The 15,791-nt window shown below is 71.7% G+C and carries 15 protein-coding genes; 6 read left to right on the top strand and 9 right to left on the bottom strand.

Translation table 11 applies throughout. The annotated features are described in order from the left end of the window. Positions 1–4 precede the first annotated feature (4 nt). Entirely contained in the window at positions 5–529 is a 525-nt protein-coding gene (locus K8640_RS35665; RefSeq protein WP_223751166.1) for a hypothetical protein, read from the top strand. Between the two features lie 69 nt (positions 530–598). Here the strand turns inward: K8640_RS35665 and K8640_RS35660 are convergent, their stop codons facing one another. Together K8640_RS35660 and K8640_RS35655 are read right to left on the bottom strand one after the other, a co-directional pair. Continuing rightward, positions 599–1,414, bottom strand: coding sequence for a flagellar motor protein MotB (locus tag K8640_RS35660; RefSeq protein WP_223751165.1), 816 nt, complete (start codon positions 1,412–1,414; stop codon positions 599–601). Between the two features lie 131 nt (positions 1,415–1,545). Then, positions 1,546–3,540 carry a patatin-like phospholipase family protein gene (locus tag K8640_RS35655; protein ID WP_223751164.1) on the bottom strand — a complete coding sequence of 665 codons (1,995 nt, stop codon included), beginning with the start codon at positions 3,538–3,540 and terminating at the stop codon, positions 1,546–1,548. A 177-nt stretch (positions 3,541–3,717) separates the two neighbouring features. Between K8640_RS35655 and K8640_RS35650 the strand changes: the two genes are divergently transcribed. Together K8640_RS35650 and K8640_RS35645 are read left to right on the top strand one after the other, a co-directional pair. Next, positions 3,718–4,029 carry a hypothetical protein gene (locus tag K8640_RS35650; protein WP_141324287.1) on the top strand — a complete coding sequence of 104 codons (312 nt, stop codon included), beginning with the start codon at positions 3,718–3,720 and terminating at the stop codon, positions 4,027–4,029. A gap of 257 nt (positions 4,030–4,286) precedes the next feature. Next, positions 4,287–4,985 carry an NTP transferase domain-containing protein gene (locus K8640_RS35645; RefSeq protein WP_141324256.1) on the top strand — a complete coding sequence of 233 codons (699 nt, stop codon included), beginning with the start codon at positions 4,287–4,289 and terminating at the stop codon, positions 4,983–4,985. 100 nt (positions 4,986–5,085) lie between these two features. On the opposite strand, the gene K8640_RS35640 is transcribed toward K8640_RS35645, so the two are convergent. After that, on the bottom strand, positions 5,086–5,976 hold the full coding sequence (locus K8640_RS35640; RefSeq protein ID WP_223751163.1) for a hypothetical protein: 891 nt from the start codon (positions 5,974–5,976) through the stop codon (positions 5,086–5,088). A gap of 334 nt (positions 5,977–6,310) precedes the next feature. On the opposite strand from K8640_RS35640, the gene K8640_RS35635 reads away from it, so the two are divergent. Beyond that, positions 6,311–6,721, top strand: a complete 411-nt coding sequence (locus K8640_RS35635; RefSeq protein ID WP_223751162.1) for a response regulator transcription factor — start codon at positions 6,311–6,313, stop codon at positions 6,719–6,721. Here the strand turns inward: K8640_RS35635 and K8640_RS35630 are convergent. The 3 genes from K8640_RS35630 to K8640_RS35620 form a co-directional block, all read right to left on the bottom strand. Further along, positions 6,711–7,586 carry a hypothetical protein gene (locus K8640_RS35630; RefSeq protein ID WP_223751161.1) on the bottom strand — a complete coding sequence of 292 codons (876 nt, stop codon included), beginning with the start codon at positions 7,584–7,586 and terminating at the stop codon, positions 6,711–6,713. The two genes, K8640_RS35635 and K8640_RS35630, sit on opposite strands and share 11 nt — an antisense overlap. Positions 7,587–7,749: 163 nt before the next feature. Then, positions 7,750–9,243: a hypothetical protein gene (locus K8640_RS35625; RefSeq protein WP_223751160.1), complete on the bottom strand. Its 1,494-nt coding sequence runs from the start codon at positions 9,241–9,243 to the stop codon at positions 7,750–7,752. Between the two features lie 174 nt (positions 9,244–9,417). Then, entirely contained in the window at positions 9,418–9,792 is a 375-nt protein-coding gene (locus K8640_RS35620) for a hypothetical protein (RefSeq protein WP_223751159.1), read from the bottom strand. Between the two features lie 175 nt (positions 9,793–9,967). On the opposite strand from K8640_RS35620, the gene K8640_RS35615 reads away from it, so the two are divergent. Both K8640_RS35615 and K8640_RS35610 read left to right on the top strand, forming a co-directional pair. Beyond that, positions 9,968–10,816 carry an HAD family hydrolase gene (locus K8640_RS35615; RefSeq protein ID WP_141323466.1) on the top strand — a complete coding sequence of 283 codons (849 nt, stop codon included), beginning with the start codon at positions 9,968–9,970 and terminating at the stop codon, positions 10,814–10,816. 94 nt (positions 10,817–10,910) lie between these two features. Continuing rightward, positions 10,911–11,435, top strand: coding sequence for a hypothetical protein (locus K8640_RS35610; protein WP_223751158.1), 525 nt, complete (start codon positions 10,911–10,913; stop codon positions 11,433–11,435). A 283-nt stretch (positions 11,436–11,718) separates the two neighbouring features. Here K8640_RS35610 and atpA read toward each other — a convergent pair whose 3' ends face one another. The 3 genes from atpA to atpH all read right to left on the bottom strand — a co-directional run bounded on the left by atpA (position 11,719) and on the right by atpH (position 15,640). Further along, on the bottom strand, positions 11,719–13,266 hold the full coding sequence (gene atpA / locus K8640_RS35605) for a F0F1 ATP synthase subunit alpha (protein ID WP_223751157.1): 1,548 nt from the start codon (positions 13,264–13,266) through the stop codon (positions 11,719–11,721). 198 nt (positions 13,267–13,464) lie between these two features. Continuing rightward, positions 13,465–14,901 (bottom strand): PAS domain-containing protein, encoded by a 1,437-nt coding sequence (locus K8640_RS35600; RefSeq protein WP_223751156.1) that lies wholly within the window; start codon positions 14,899–14,901, stop codon positions 13,465–13,467. 199 nt (positions 14,902–15,100) lie between these two features. Next, on the bottom strand, positions 15,101–15,640 hold the full coding sequence (atpH, locus tag K8640_RS35595) for an ATP synthase F1 subunit delta (protein ID WP_223751233.1): 540 nt from the start codon (positions 15,638–15,640) through the stop codon (positions 15,101–15,103). Between the last annotated feature and the right edge of the window lie 151 nt (positions 15,641–15,791).

Below are 15,791 nucleotides of genomic sequence, written 5' to 3'. Positions count from 1 at the left end.
GCGGATGAACCGACTGCTGAGTGTGCTGGTGACGTGCGTGGCGATGGTGGCGTCGGCCCAGGAGGCCGGAGGGCTGACGTGGACGGCGCCGAAGGAGTGGGAAGCGCAGGGTGAGCGGCCGATGCGCGCGGCGACGTACAAGCTGCCGGCGGCGAAGGGCGACGCGGAAGGGGGGGAGCTGGCGGTGTTCTACTTCGGCCAGGGCCAGGGCGGCGCGGTGGACGCCAACGTGAAGCGGTGGCTGGGCCAGTTCCAGACGGCGGACGGCAAGCCGGTGGACAAGGTGGCCAAGACGAAGACGGAGAAGCTCAACGGCATGCCGGTGACGACGGTGGACGTGAAGGGCACGTACGCGGGCGGCGGCCCGATGATGGGCCCGTCCACGCCCAAGCCCGGCTACCGGCTGTTGGGCGCCATCGTGGAGGGGCCCGAGGGCGCGCTGTTCTTCAAGCTCACCGGGCCGGAGAAGAGCGTGGCGGCGTCTGAGAAGGCCTTCCGCAAGCTGCTCGAGTCCGTGAAGAAGAAGTAGCGGGGCTGCCCGCGTGAGACATGTTTCAGGCCCAGGGGGCGTGTCACATGTCTCACGCGTGTCTTGGCTTCAGCGCGTGTCGCGCGCCGTCCTCACGCCGGCCTTCTTCGCCGCGAGGTCGGGGATGAGCAGGACCTCGATGCGGCGGTTGCGCGCGCGGCCCTGCGGGGTGGCGTTGGCGGAGATGGGGCGCATCTCGCCATAGCCCGCGGCGAGCATCCGGCGCGCCGGCACGTTGCCGTGCTCCTGGAGGAAGCGCACCACGTTGACGGCGCGCGCCACGGACAGCTCCCAGTTGGTGGGGAAGGTCGTCTGCAGCTTCTGCGACGGCGGCGAGTCGTCCGTGTGGCCCGACACCTGGATGGCCTTGTCATCCACCTTGGCCAGCACGCCGCCCAGCCGCTTGAGGACCTCCTGGCCGCGCTTGCTGATGCTCGCGTCGCCGGAGTCGAAGAGCACCTTGTCCACCAGGTCCACCTGGATGCGGCCCTGGGCCTGCGACAGCTTGATGGCGCCCTCCGCGATTTCGGCCTTCATCTTGTCCTGCAGGTCGTCATAGGTGGCCTTGAGCTTGGCGAGCTCCGCCTCCTGCTCCTGCACCGTCTGGGTGAGCTGCTCCTTCTCCGTATTGAGCTGCTCCTTCTCCGTCGTCAGCTTCGTGTGCTCGGTCTGCAGCGCCGCGAGCTTCTCCTCGGCCTGCTGACGGGCGGCGTCCGCGTCACGGGCGCGCGCGGTGGCCTCGTCCGCCGCCTTGCGCGCCTCCTCCGCCTGCGCCTGGGCCTGCACCGAGCCCCGGTGCGCCAGGTACAGCACGCCACCCGCGAGCAGCACCACCAGCACCGTCACCAGCCAGGGCACCCAGGCCCGCCCTCGCTCCGCTTGCATTCAGGACCTCCAAGGGGATGTTCCTGAAACACCGTAATGACGACACCCGGGTGCGCAGCAAGGCGCCCCGGGTGGGTCCAGGTATCCGGAGGTGCAAGGTTGCAGCGGGGGCGCAAACCCCGCACCGCGCGTCAGAACGGGAGCCAGGAGGGCCGCACGCTGCGCACGTCGCTGAGGACGTGGGACAGCTGCGCGTCGAAGTCCTTGAACGTCTGTCCATCCAACCAGAGGGCTTCAATCTGTTTCTGACCGAGCCGGACCTCGTGACGTTTGCCATTGGCGGCGGTGGCGACGACGGTGTCCCCGCCGCTGTACGTCACCTGGAACTTCTCGCCCCAGATCTGGACGTCCTCGCTGAACTTCAGGTCCTTGGGGACCTGGGTGACGAGGTTGGTGCCGCGCGAGCCGGGGACCTTCATGTCGTCCATGAACTCGCGCAGGAAGTCGCGCGTCACCTGGCGCGTCTGCTGGTCCAGCTTGGGGTCCACCTTGGCGTCGTAGCCGAAGCCGAGCACGCTGTTGCCCTGCTTGGGGTCATCCAGGTTCCACGTGGGCACGGCGAGCATGAACTGGTTGGCGCCGGGCTTCGCCTTGTCGCGCCAGTCCTGGGCCTCGGTGGCGTTGTCCTTGAGCATCGCGTAGCCGTTGAAGCCGTTCCAGAGGGCGTCGTCGGTGTCGAGCTGGCCGGTGGGCAGCGGCTTGGGCTGCGCGGTGCCGTTGGACGGGTGCGTGCCGCCGCGCGACTGCAGCGACGCGCCGATCTGCGGCAGGTCGTTCTTCGCGTAGCCCATGGGCAGGTTGTCCAGCGTGCCGCCGTCCACCAGGTGCATCTGGCGGCCGGTGACGGGGTCCACCACCTGCACCGGGTCGAACACGCCGGGGATGGCCATGGAGGCGCGCATGGCGAGCGCCACGGGCGTGTCCGGCGTGGTCTCCTGGCTGAAGACGAAGATGCGGTCCTGCGCGCTCTTGAAGCCGCCGTCCGGCACCGCGCTGTCGTAGGCCTTGGCGGCGACCAGCTGCAGGGGAATCTTCAGGTCCGCGAAGGTGACGGGCCGGTCGGTGATGCCGGTCAGCTCGCGCAGCTTCTGGTCGAACAGGTCGAACGCGGCCTGGCCATCCAGGAGGCCACCGTCGTTCAGGTCCAGGTCGAAGTCATACAACTGGCCCAGGCGCGGGTCCTTGGCCACGTCCTCAATCTGCTGCGGCGTGGCGCCCGTGGCGGCGAACGCGGCGGCGATGGAGCCCGCGGACGTGCCCGTCAGGCTCACCGGCACCACGCCCAGGTCGCGCATCTCCGCGAACATGGCCGCGTAGCGCTTGCCCTTGCCACCACCGCCCTCCAGGCTCAGGTGCACGCCCATGGGCTCGCCGCCCTGCACCGGCATCCCCGCCTCGGCGCGGTTCTGCGCGACGGAGGCCGTGTACTCGGCGGCCTTCCTCGCGTCGCCACCCGACACGATGTCCAGCGCGGAGGGCGGCTTCGTCACCGGCGTGCCCGTGGGGAATCGGCTCGCGTGGACCTGGCCGCCGGGCAGCTCCTTGGCGAGGAACTGCGGATCCAACCACAGCGAGCCGGGGCGCGGCGCGGTGGCGCGCGTGTAGCCCGTCGTCTGGGTGAGCTGCGCCTCCGCCTTCTCCAGCGCGGCCTTCACTTGCGGATAGCGCGGGTGCGTGGAGGGCAGCATGTCCAGCTGCGCCGCCAGCGAGCGCACCTGGCCCAGCGTGTCGCGGAAGTCCTTCGTCTGCGCGACGAGCTGCTTGCCCTGCTTGTCGTCGATCTTCGGCGGCAGGATGCGCTCGAGCACCTTGCGCAAATCCCCCAGGTCGACCTGCAGCAGCTTGTCGAGCGGAATCTGGAGCGGCTTGCCCGTCAGGGTGATGCCGGCCCACGGCGTGTTCCCCGCGCCCGGCAGCTTCGGCAGACCCAGGCGCGACAGGTCCGGCAGCTTCGCCTCGAAGCCGTCCACCAGCCGGTTGGCCTCGCGCGCGACGTTCTGCAGCCCCTGGCCCATCCGCTCGAGCAGGTTGGGCTTGGGCGCCTCCGCCGGGCGCGCGGCCACGGGCTCGGGAGTACGACGCGCCGCGGCAGACGACGTGGAGGAGGGCAGGGGCTTGATGCTCATCGCGGTGACTCCACGGACGCGTCGAGGGGTGGCTGCGGTCGCAAGGGGGATTATCGCGCATCCGGCGTCGCGGGTTGTGTGTCGACTGGCGAACCGTCATCCAGGCCCGGCAAGGCACTTGCTACGGGGGTGGATCAGAGGCGCCTGACGCCTGCTTTCTGGAGGCCTTCCGTGACGATGTGCCGCAGCCCTGAGTTCGAGATGCTCGTTTCCCGCGCCGTGACGCTCTTCCCGGAGGACACCGTCCTCTCGGCGCTCCAGGTGATGCACCACCACGCGGTGCACGCGCTGTCCGTCGTGGATGGCCGTGACGGCGCGTGGTTGGGGGAGGTGTCCGAGGACGAGCTGCGCCGGCTGTCCGCCTTCGCGCCGCTGGCGCGGCTGGCTGAAATTCTGACCGCCAAGGCGCTGGCGGGGACGGAAGAAAAGACGGTGGCCCCCGCGACGACGCTGCTGCTCCACGCGCCATCACCCCGGTGGCTGCATTGAAGCGCGCCAGGCCCTCCGGGCCCCGGGCAGGGGAAGCAAGCCTCCGGGGCGGTGCGGACGAGCAGGCGGGCCGTGCGTCTGCGGAGGGCGCACGCTCCAGCTCTCGCCACTCGGACGCGGCGCGGGAAGTGACTGGGGGCCGGCTGACGGCTCGCACCGAGGGGTGGGCTCAAAATCCCCCCGAGAGGTCACAGCCTGTTCCCGGTGGCCCCGGGCCAAGAGGCACTCGATTCCCCGGGGGACGGAGGAGGCTTGGTATGAAGGCAGTGGCGATCATCCTCGCAGCGGGCGAGGCCCGGCGGATGGCCCACCCCAAGGCGCTCATCCTGCACGAAGGCGACAAGAGCTTCCTTCAGTCGCTGGCGTCGACCTTCGTCAAGGCGGGCTGTCAGGTGCTGGGTGTGGTGGGGAAGGACGCGGAGGCCATTCGCAAGCAGCATCCAGGGATGGACCTCCGGGAGTCCGAGCAGTGGCGCGACAGCCAGATGGCCTCGGTGAAGACGGGGCTGGACGCGGCGCTGGCGGAGGGGGCGGACGTGGTGGTGCTGCACCCGGTGGACATGCCGGCGCTCAGGACCAACACGGTGAAGTCGATGCTCAAGCTGATGGGGGACTCCGACGAGATGCTGCGTCCGGAGTTCGAGGGCGCGCCGGGGTGGCCGGTGATGATGTCGCGCGGGATGGCGGAGCGGCTGCGCGCGGCGGACGGCGAGCAATTGGAGACGGTGCTCAAGGGCATGCGCGTGCGCCGGGTGCCCATGAAGGACCCTGGGGTGCTGGTGAACATCAACGCGCCGGAGACATACGAGCGGCTGTTCGGCTCGGCGCCGACGCTCGCGCCCCCGCCCGCGCCGCCCAAGCGCAAGGGCAGTGGCAAGCGCGGCTCGGGGCTCACCACGGTGTCGGACGTCGGCGAGGGCGCTTCGGCGCCCATGGCCGCGGCGTCGGACGAGTAGTCGGAGCAGGGGGTCGGAGCCTTCCTCGTGGAAGGTGGCTCCGGCCTGTCGTCGTCGTCGCGCGCTGGGCGGCGAGCGCTCGCCCATCGCGCGCGGGAGGTCAGAAGGTGAGGCCCAGGCCGAAGTAGGGTCCGCCGAAGCCCTCTTCATGCTCGACGCCGTCCAGGTGTCCGGCGTCGTTGAGGTACAGCGCGCGCCAGCCGCCGCGCACGTTGAAGCCGCCCAGGTGCGCCGCCAGGCCCGCCTGGATGTCCACCTGTCGATGCGGGAAGGGCGTGGCGTTGAGCCTTGCCTCCACGTCCAGGGGGGACGCGCCGATGCACGCCTCCACGGACGCGCCGAAGCTGGGCCCCACGAAGATGATGCCGGGCGCGTGCGCGCTCGACAGGCCCGCCTCCACGCGCATCCGGCCCCGGGCGCTGGCCCACAGCGCCGCCGTCAGTCGCGCGCTCAACAGGGTGATTCGGTCCTCGGTGTCGGAGCCGTCGTCGGCCTTCAGCGACAGGCCGGTGAGGCGCGTGTCCACGCCCAGCCGCCGCCCCTCCATGGCCATGAACACGCCCATGCCGCTGCCGTCCTTGAGCCACTCCGCCTGCGCGCCCATGCGCACCAGCAGGGGCACCGGCTCGTCGCGCCGGCGCGTGGTGCTCGCGCTGGAGCGCAGCGTGGACGTGCCCGTCGCCGCGGCGCCCACGCCCACGAGCGCGCCCGTCGCCGGGGCCCTCACGCGCCGGCGTCTCCTCCGGGGCGCGTCGTCGTCGTCCGCGCGCGGGGGCTTCGTGTCGATGGCCGTCGCGGGGTGGGGCGCGGGCGCGCCGTCGCGAGGTTGTCCCGCGGGGGAGGAGGGGTGCTCGCGGCGCGGCGACCCGCGCCCGGCACGGCCGGGGGACGACGAGGAGGAGCGTTTGCCGAAGCGGGCCTCGGCGAGGGCGGGCTCCAGCAGGACGGTGGCGGCGAGCACACAGCCCAGCACGGCCTTGGATGAGGGCAAGGTGCACTCCTCGGGGACGGGGACGACGGGGAGCGACATTCAAGGGCGCCCGGCCCTTGCCGGCCATGGCCCCCGAGGGCGGACGGCCGTTGGCCAGCCGCTGCTGTACGGCCGTGGGCAGCGCACACGGCGCCGAGTGCGCACGACGTGACAGCCGGGCCGCGCGAGGCTCGTGTACCCGACGCTCACGGGTGCGCAGCGCCCGCGCGCGGTGCATCTCCTCCCACGGGCGCCGGGCGTATCCGCCTGCTCGCACCGTGCGGATGCTCACGGTTCGACAATGAGGCGCCGTGGGGTGGAACGAGGCGTGTCAGCCCGGGAAGGAGGCACTAGGGTGGCAATCGTGACCCATGTGGTGATGCAGCCGACCGTGCTCCTGGTGGAGGACGACCCGGACCTCCGGGGCGTGATGGCGGAGGCGCTCCAGGCCGAAGGCTATGACGTGAACATGGCCATCAACGCCCGCGAGGCCGTGCGGGTGCTGGCGGCCACGGAGGTGCCGTGTCTGGTGTTGGTGGACCTGGAGGCGCCGTGTGTCCAGGGGCCGTCGCTCCTGGAGACGTTGAAGCAGGACGCGCGCTTCGCCAGCTCGCGGGTGGTGGGGATGCGCGCGGAGTCCGGCCCGTGTCCCCCGGGGGCGGTGGCGCTTCTGCGCAAGCCCGTGCGGCTCAAGGACCTGATGGCCGTGGTCCAGGCGCACTGCCCGGACCCCCGGCAGGAGACCGCTCAGCGCGTCAGTAGGTGAGGCCCAGGCCGAAGAAGGGGCCGTGGAAGCCGTCGCGGTGCACCACGCCGTCCACCTGGCCCGCGTCGTCGAGCACCATCCCCCGGTAGCCGCCGCGCAGCACGAGCGCGCCCAGGTGCAGCGCCAGCGCGGCGCTCGCGTCCACCTGCCGGTACGGGAAGGGCGTCATCTGGGCGCGGGCCTCGAAGTCCAGCGGGCCGGCCAGGCACGCCTCCAGGGACAGGCCCAGGCTGGGGCCCACGAAGGTGATGTCCGGCGCGTTGGCGGTGCTCACGCCCGCCTCCAGGCGCAGCCGCGCGCGCTCCAGGGAGACGAGCGCCCACGTCAGGTGTGCCTCCACCAGGGTGAGGTTGTCGGTCTCGTCGGTGCCGTCGTCGGCGTCCACGGCGATGCCGGTGACGCGCGCGTCGAAGCCGAAGCGCCGGCCCTCCAGGCCGATGAAGAAGTCCCCCGCGCCGCCGCTGTTGACGGGGCCGCCCTGCAGGCCCAGGCGGAAGGAGAGGGGCGCGGCGTGGCGCTCCTGGCGCAGCTCCCCGCGCTGCCGGGGCTCGTCCACGACGGTCAGCCGGTGGTTGCCGCTGGAGAGCACGAAGGCGAGGAAGCCCAGGCCCTCCACCACGTCGCCCGCGCCGGAGGAGACGTGGCGGCGGTGGTTGCTCCGGCGGCGACGGGGCCGGTCATCGTCGTCGTCATCCCGCGAGCCCACCGGCGAGGCCTCGTGGGTGTCGTCGTTCTTGTCGTCGTCCTTCTTCGAGTCGCTCTGCGACGGCCGGGAGCGCTTGCCGAAGCGCGCCTCCGCCGACGTCGTGCCCAGCAGCAGGCCCAGCGCGAGGAAGGCACACAAGGCGGAACGAAGAGAGAACACGGCGGGGCTCCTGGGGCGGTGGCCGTCGGGCGGCAACACAGGTCGGGACGGCCGTCCGCCTGCTTTATTCATACACCTGGGGTGTACGGGCCGTCGCCCACCCCCCGCGGGCCCGAGGTGGAGCCCGGGAGGTGGGCGACGACCCTCCCGGGGCCCTGGGGGGTTACTTCTTGCCGCAGAGCTTGGGGTTCTTCACGCAGGCCACCGCCAGGCACTGGGAGGCGGAGCGCTGCTCACAGCCCTTCTTGCAGCGGGGCGGGGAGTAGCTGAAGTCGCACATCGCGGGGTCGCACGTGACGCGGTCGCTGGGGGGCAGCGCGTCACAGGGGCTGTTGAGCACGGTGGTGATGGACTCGAGGTGGTAGGCGCCCTCCGTGTCGGCGCAGACCTCGAAGTCACCGTCGGCGGTGACGACGGGGCCGTCGTTCACGTCGCAGGCCGCCTTGGGGGTGAAGGCGTCGGGCTCGCAGGGGCCCACGGTGCGCGCCAGGCAGCCGTACGCGTTGCGCCCGCCGACGATGGCGTTGGCGCAGACGCGCGAGGCCAGGTGCACGTCGCCCGCCACCCAGTCCCGCGAGTAGCACGCGTGGGCGTTCTGGTACGGGTAGCCGTCGAAGTCGGGCTTGGACAGGAAGGGCGCGTAGGTGTCCATGTTGATGTGCACCTCCACGTTGAGTCCCTTGGGGTCCAGGATGTTTCCGAAGAAGGCGCCCTCGCGGAAGGTGAACGCGCCGAAGGACTCGGTGGGGTAGCGGCCGTGGGTGACGGCGGGGCGCACCCAGGAGCCGGGCGGCGAGGAGCGGTCATATGGCGCGGACATGACGCTGTACCTGCCGCCGCGGGGGCAGGTGAAGGTGGCGCTGGGCTGCGCGCCGCCGCAGTCGTTGCCCTCGCCGAGCGCCAGGGAGCTGGCGGCCTCGCAGCCCCGGGGCTGGGCGCACACGCGCAGCACGCGGTCGCCGTCGCCGGAGCCCAGCGTCGTCGTGCACGACGTGTCCAGCCGGGGCGCGCCCGCGGCGATGGTGACCTGCTCGCCCGGCGTGCAGCTGCCCACGCCCTCACCCACCCAGCCGCACTCCTCCCACGCGCCGCGGCCTCCGTGCGCGCAGGGCAGGAACATGGGGTGCCACTGCTGGGTGACGCCGGTGGGGTTGAAGAGCCGGGAGTCCTTCGGGTGCTCGCCGCGCATCGAAATCTCCACCGTGTGGCCGTAGGCGTTGTTGCGCGACAGCAGGCACGCGCTCACGTAGCCCAGGCACTGGGCGCTCGGCGCGCGCACGCCCCACTCCGGGCACAGGCCCACGCCGCCCGAGAAGGAGTGGACCTCCTTCTTGCGGTCCATCCACTCCACCGTGGCGGTGGCGGGCAGGGCGCACTCCACCAGGTAGTGCATGACGTTGCGCGCGGCCGGGTCCTCCAGCTGGTGGCGCAGGCGCGCGTCCGCCTCGAAGGCGTACGTGGTCAGCGGCTGCGAGGTGAGGGCCTCCAGCGAGCGGGAGTTGGTGGTGAGGGCGTTGAAGGCCAGGTCCGCGGTGGACAGCGAGTTGAGGATGCGGATGCCCGGCTCGGCGCTGGCGCGCGAGAGCGGCAGGAGCGCGGTGAGACACAGCGCGGTCAACAGGAGCCTGGAGGGAGCTCGGAACTGGAGGGACGACATGGGGTGAGGACCTCGCGCGGAAGATGACGCGAAGCCCCAGGTAGCACGTGGCGGGCCGTGCACCGCGTCACAGTCCTTCCAGGGGGTTGCGCGCGCGGGAGGGGCAGGGGCTGTTGCCTCCAGGTCCACACGGGCCGGCGGGTGTGGACCTGGGGTCCACGCCCGAAGGGACTCTCAGCGGCGGTGGGCCTTCTTGCCCTTGGTGGTCCGGCGGGGCTCGGCGCGGCCCTGGGCGGGGGGCGGCTCGGCGGGGGGCGCGGCGCAGGCGGCGGCCGCGCTGAGGGCCTCCTCGCGGGCCGTCTGGTGTTGCTGCTCCAGCACGCGCAGCCGCCGGGCCATGGCCTCGCGCAGGGCCTGGAGCTCCGCCACGCGGGCCTCGGACTCGGCCGCCTCGCGCTCCAACTGGACGCGGCGCTCGTGCAGCGCCGACACGGAGCGCGAGCCCGCCCAGGCGCCCGTCGCGCCCAGCACGCACGCTCCGGCCAGCAGCCCCCAGGGCAACCACGCCCGGCGCCACCGCGCCGCCTCGTTTCGCCGTGTCGCTTCCATGCCCCCCGAAGGCTAGCGAGTCCCCCGCTGTAGGCCTCAAGGTGGCGGCCCTGCCACCGATTTACAGGGGGGCCTCAAGTTTACAGGGCGGAAACCGGAGTCACGGGCTTGATTCGCGGGCCGTGGCGGGGCGTCATCCGGCCCCTTTCCTCCAACTTCGGGAGACGGTGGGCTGATGGCGATTGCTTGCGTGGTGCTGGACTTCGACGGGACCTTCACGGACGTGGCGACGGAGAGCGCGCCCTTCCTGACACACTTTCGTGACGGGCTGGCCCACGCGTTGGGGCAGGGCGTGGAGCAGGCGTGGGAGGAAGAAGTCGCGGCGCTGCGCGCGGGTGCGGACCTCCTCGGCTGGAACCTGGGCGGCAGGGTGGTGGCGCCCGCCACGGCGGACCCGTACCTGACGGCGACGACGGCCGCGCACCGCATCTTCCAGCGGCTGTCGGTGGGCACGGACGAGGCCACGCGCTCGGAGGCGGTGCAGAAGCTGTATCGCGACTCGTACGTGCACTCGGCCACGGCCTTCAAGCCGGAGGCGAAGGAGGTGCTGGAGGCGCTGCTCGCCACGGGGCTGCCCGTCACGGTGGTGACGAACGCGCACACGGAGCTGGTGGTGAAGAAGCTCGACACCTTGGCTCCCAAGGGCCGCGAGCGGCTCAAGGTGTCCGGCGACGCGCGCAAGTTCCTGTTGGACCCGCCGGACGTGGCGGACGCGCGCTTCGACGCGCTGCCGGAGACGCAGACGCTGGACGGGGTGCTGCGCCGGCCGGTGTACCTGCGCCGGGGCCGCTACTTCGAGGCGCTCAAGCGCATCTGGGACACCACCGGCACGCGGCCGGACCAGACGCTGGTGGCGGGTGACATCTACGAGCTGGACCTGGCGCTGCCGGCCGCGCTGGGCGCGCACGTGCAGCTGGTCGCGCGCGACAACGTGCTGCCGTACGAGCTGAAGGCCATCGAGCAGCTCGGCGCCCGCGGCGGCGTGGACAAGAGCCTGCACGCGCTCCTGCCGCGGCTGCGCTGAGCGCGCGCGATATGGTGGGCCCGGAGGCCGCGTTGAGTCAGGAGGCGGGGCCTCGGATGCCCCGCGTCCTCGCGATTCGGCAACAGGGGTGTCCATGGGCCCGCGTCGTCCGCTGTCGATGTGCCTCTTCGCCGCGGTGCTCGGGGCCGCGTGCGCGTCCTCGCCGCAGACGGTGGTGAGCCGGCCGCAGGCCTCCGTCACGCGTCCCGCGAAGGCGCCCGGCTGCGCGTTCGAGGTCTTCGAGCAGGGCGAGCCATCCAGGCCCTACGCCGAGGTGGGCACGCTGTCGATGACGACCAACGAGTACCTGGGCGAGGAGGGCCGCAAGGAGCTTCTCCAGGAGACCGTGTGTCTGATGGGCGCGGACGCGGTGCTGCTGCCCCACCCGGCGGAGCGCAAGCTGGCGGGGGGCCAGCGTGTGCGCGAGTTCGAGGCGCGCTTCATCTCCTGGACGGACGTGCCCGCGCCCGAGGCCGGGGACCCTCCGCCGCTCGACGACCGCCCCGCGCCCAAGGCCGAGGACGGCTACCTCATCATCCCCGTGGACCCCGAGTGGACGGGCGAGTCCATCGGCACCGCGGTGCGCGAGGTGCCGGCCCGCGCGGAGGGGGCGAAGTAGCGGCTCAGCACATCGCGCGAGGCACTCCAGCGTCCGCGCTGTGGGCACCACGGACGCCAGGCACCAGCGCGCGAGGACAAGGCGAAGCAGCAGGTTACCGCGACCACGCCAGGCACCCCCCTGCCCGCGGCATCGGCACCACGGACGCGAGGCACCAGCGCGGCGAGGACGCGGCGAAGTCGCGGACCACGAGCCCCCGCCGCACCCGGAAACACGAAGCCCCGCCTCCCGGTGAAGGGAGCGCGGGGCTCGGTGCGTCGGGCCTTGGCGGCCGGAGCTCTGCCTAGACCTTCGCGCCCGGGGTGGGCTGGAAGACGTCGTTGAACTCGGAGATGGCCTTGTTCAGCGCCGCCTTGATGTCGTTGGTCAGCTCGCGCTTGGAGGCGATGTCCTTCGCGACGTTCGGGTGCTTGCCGTCCGCGAACTCCAGGAACTCACGCATCCAGCGCACCACGTCGGAGACGGGGATGTCGCGCACCCAGCCGCGCTTCTTGGGGTCGTCGCGGTTGGTCGCGGCGTAGATCTGCATGACCTGACGCTCGACGGAGAGCGGCTCGTACTGGCCCTGCTTGAGCAGCTCCACCATGCGGGCGCCACGGGCCAGGGTCTCCTGGGTGGCCTTGTCGAGGTCCGAGCCGAACTGGGCGAAGGCGGCCAGCTCGCGGTACTGCGCGAGGTCCAGCTTCATGGTGCCGGCGACCTGCTTCATCGCCTTGATCTGCGCGGCGGAGCCGACGCGGGACACGGACAGACCGACGTTGATGGCCGGGCGGACGCCGGAGAAGAACAGGTCCGTCTCGAGGAAGATCTGCCCGTCGGTGATGGAGATGACGTTCGTCGGGATGTAGGCGGACACGTCGCCGGCCTGCGTCTCGATGATGGGCAGCGCGGTGAGCGAGCCCGCGCCCTCCTCGTCCGACAGCTTGGCGGCGCGCTCCAGCAGGCGGCTGTGCACGTAGAACACGTCGCCCGGGTACGCCTCGCGGCCCGGCGGGCGGCGCAAGAGCAGCGACAGCTGGCGGTACGCCACGGCCTGCTTGGACAGGTCGTCGTAGATGATGAGGGCGTGCATCTTGTTGTCGCGGAAGTACTCGCCCATGGCCACGCCGGCGTACGGCGCGAAGAACTGCATCGGGGCCGGGTCGGAGGCGTTCGCCGCCACCACCGTGGTGAACTCCATGGCGCCGAAGCGGTTGAGCTTCTCCACGACCTGGGCGACGGTCGACTGCTTCTGACCGATGGCCACGTAGATGCAGTAAACGTTCAGGCCCTTCTGGTTGATGATGGTGTCGATGGCGACGGCCGTCTTGCCCGTCTGGCGGTCACCGATGATGAGCTCGCGCTGACCACGACCCACCGGCACCAGCGCGTCCAGCGCCTTGATGCCCGTCTGCAGGGGCTCGTGCACGCTCTTGCGCTTCACGATGCCGGGCGCCTTCACCTCCAGGCGGCGCGTCTCGGTCCCCTCGATGGGGCCCTTGCCGTCCAGGGGCTGGCCGAGCGGGTCCACCACGCGGCCGAGCAGGCCCTTGCCCACGGGCACGGAGGCGATCTGCTGGGTGCGCTTGACGGTGTCGCCCTCGCGGATGGTCTGGAAGTCACCCATGATGGCGACGCCGACGTTGTCCTCCTCGAGGTTGAGGACCAGGCCCTTCACGCCGTTGGTGAACTCCACCAGCTCACCGGCCAGCACGCCCTCCAGGCCGTAGATGCGCGCGATACCGTCGCCGACGGACAGCACGGTGCCCGTCTCCGCGACGGTGACCTTCTTGCCGTAGTCCTTGATCTGCTCCCGGATGATTCTGCTGATCTCGTCGGCGCGGATTTCCATGGGCGTTTTGCGTCCTCGAACAGGGGGCGGGCCGGGTCGGTTCGGGTCCGCCAAAGCTTAAGAAGTCGGGGCCCCTTACCACGCACCCCCGGCCCCTGCAATGCGCACGACATTCGGGGCTCTCGGGGCATTATCAACCCCTTAAGTCCCGGCGCTCCCACACCGGCCGAGCGAGGGCGGGCGGGCGCTCGCGGCGCCCTAGCGGACGGAGGATTCGCGGGGCAGCCAGACGACGAAGCGCGTTCCGCCCTGGGAGGACTCCACGGTGAGCCGGCCCCCGTGGGCCACGGCCACCTGCCGGGCGATGAACAGGCCCAGACCCAGGCCCTCGGCGCTGGCGGGGCGGCCCCGGCGGAAGGGCTCGAAGAGGGTGGCGTGCTCCTCCTGCGGCACCATCAGCGAGTCGTTGCGGATGGACAGCGTCACGCCCCCCACCGCGCCCACCAGCTTGAGCCACACCGGGGTGGGCTCCGGGCTGTGCTGGAGCACGCTGCCCAGCAGCGTGTCCGCCAGCTGGGTGATGCGCCCCGCGTCCCAGTGGCCCCGCAAATCCCCCTGCGTCTCCATCAGCAGCGTGCGGCCCGGGTGCACCTGCCGCCGCTCCTCCAGGACCTTCTCCACCAGCCGGTCCAGCACCAGCGGCTCCGGGCGCACCGGCAGCCCGCCGGACAGCCGGGCCCGGGTGAAGTCGAGCAGCTCGTGGATCATCCGCTCCATGCGCCGCGCGGCCTGGGCCACGTGCCCCACCAGCCGCTGCTGGGGCTCCTCCAGGTTCTCCAGCCGCTGCAGGGCGCTCGTGCCGGACTGGATGCTCTCCAGCGGGGAGCGCAAATCGTGGCCCACCACGCCCAGCAGCTGCTCCCGGAAGTGCTCGGTGCGCTCGGCGCGCTCCTCCGCCGCCTTGCGCCCGCTGATGTCCCAGATGGCGGCCAGCCGCACCTGCCGGCCCTCCCACGTCACGAACTTCCCCAACACTTCCAAGGGGATGCGCTGGCCATCGCGCCGCACGCACATGACCTCGTAGGGCGTCTCCACCCCCCGGGCCACCGCGGACATGACGGCGGGCCGGTACTCCGGCGCCACCCATTCGACCAGGTGGTGGCCGATCAACTCCCGGGGCGAGTCGTGGCCCAGGAGGTGCGCCAGCGCGCGGTTGGCGTCCAGCACCACGCCGTTCTCGTGCAGGAAGTGCCCGTCACAGGCCACGTCGGCCAGGCTGCGCATGTGCGCCTCGCGCTCGCGCAGCCGGGCCTCCTCGCGCACGCGCTCCGTCTCGTCGCGCACCCACAGCACCACGCCCGCCAGCACCCCGGCCTGGTGCGCCGGGGACAGCCCCACCCGCAGGTGCTTCTCACCCGAGCCCGCGGCCAGCACCCCCGTCAGCGGCGCCTCCACCACGTTCTCCCCCGAGAGGGCACGCGTCAGCAGCGGGGCCAGCGAGAAGGCCACCTTCGGCCAGACGTCCACCAGGGGACGCCCCAGATAGGCCCGGGTCTCCAGCCCCGACAGCGACGTCAGCGCGCCATTCACCCACACGGGCCTGAGCTCCCTGTCCAGCAGGGCGATGCCACAACCCGTCGCGTTCAGCAGCGCGCCGAGGAAGGGCCAGGCCTCCTCGGGGGCCACGGCGAACATCGGGCCACCGGGAAGGGGGTGAAACAGGGACTGCGGCATGTTGAGGTCGTCCAGAAAACCCGGGGTTGCCCCGTGTTCCCCCGAGTATACCTCTGTCCCAGGGCTACTGGAAATGCCGGTTTGCCCCGGACTACCGGGTGCGTGGACGACCTGGGGCGTTGGCCGCGAGGATGCGGCCGCACGCCCCGGACGGCGGGTGCTACTTCAGCTCGCGGCGCATCTGGTCCAGCTGGGTGCGCAGGCTGCCGTCGTAGAGGATGCTGCCCACCTGGGCGGACACGCCACCGAGCAGGCTGGGGTCCACGCGGGTCTCCAGGATGACGTCGCGCTGGGTGAGCTGCTGCAGGGTCTGGCGCAGCTGGGCCAGGGTGTCGGCCGGGAGGGCGGCGGCGCTGGTGACGTTGCCGCGGACGCGGCCGGCGCGGGCATCCGCCATGTCGCGGAACACGCGGGCGATGTCCGGCACGTAGACCAGCCGGTTGCGGTCCACCAGCAGGCGCAGGGTGTTGGCGAGCACCGGCTCCAGCCCGGGGATGAGCTTCATCACCCCTTCCACGACCTGGCCGCGCTGGGAGCGCGAGTAGGCGGGGTTGTTGAGCACGTCCGTGAGCTCGGGGTTCTTCGCGAGGATGTCCGCGAAGGTGGTGAGCTGCTCGGCGACGGCATCGATGCGGCCCGCCTCCGACGAGACGTCGAGGAGGGCACGGGCGTAGCGGCGGGCGATGGAGACGTTCACCATGACGGGTCGCGCCCTTAGCATGGTGCCCCATGGCCGTCCACCCCCGTGGCCGTCGTGCCCGGGCGGGCAGGGAAGCGACAGGCGGAGGGCAGGTCCGACGCGAGGGGGCTTGGCGAGGAGGCGGGAAGACCCGTACCGTGGGGTCCCGACC

The organism is Myxococcus sp. XM-1-1-1, from assembly GCF_020037095.1.
In the GTDB taxonomy this organism is placed as follows: Bacteria; Myxococcota; Myxococcia; order Myxococcales; family Myxococcaceae; genus Myxococcus; species Myxococcus fulvus.
This window is presented reverse-complemented; position numbering and strand designations above follow the sequence as displayed.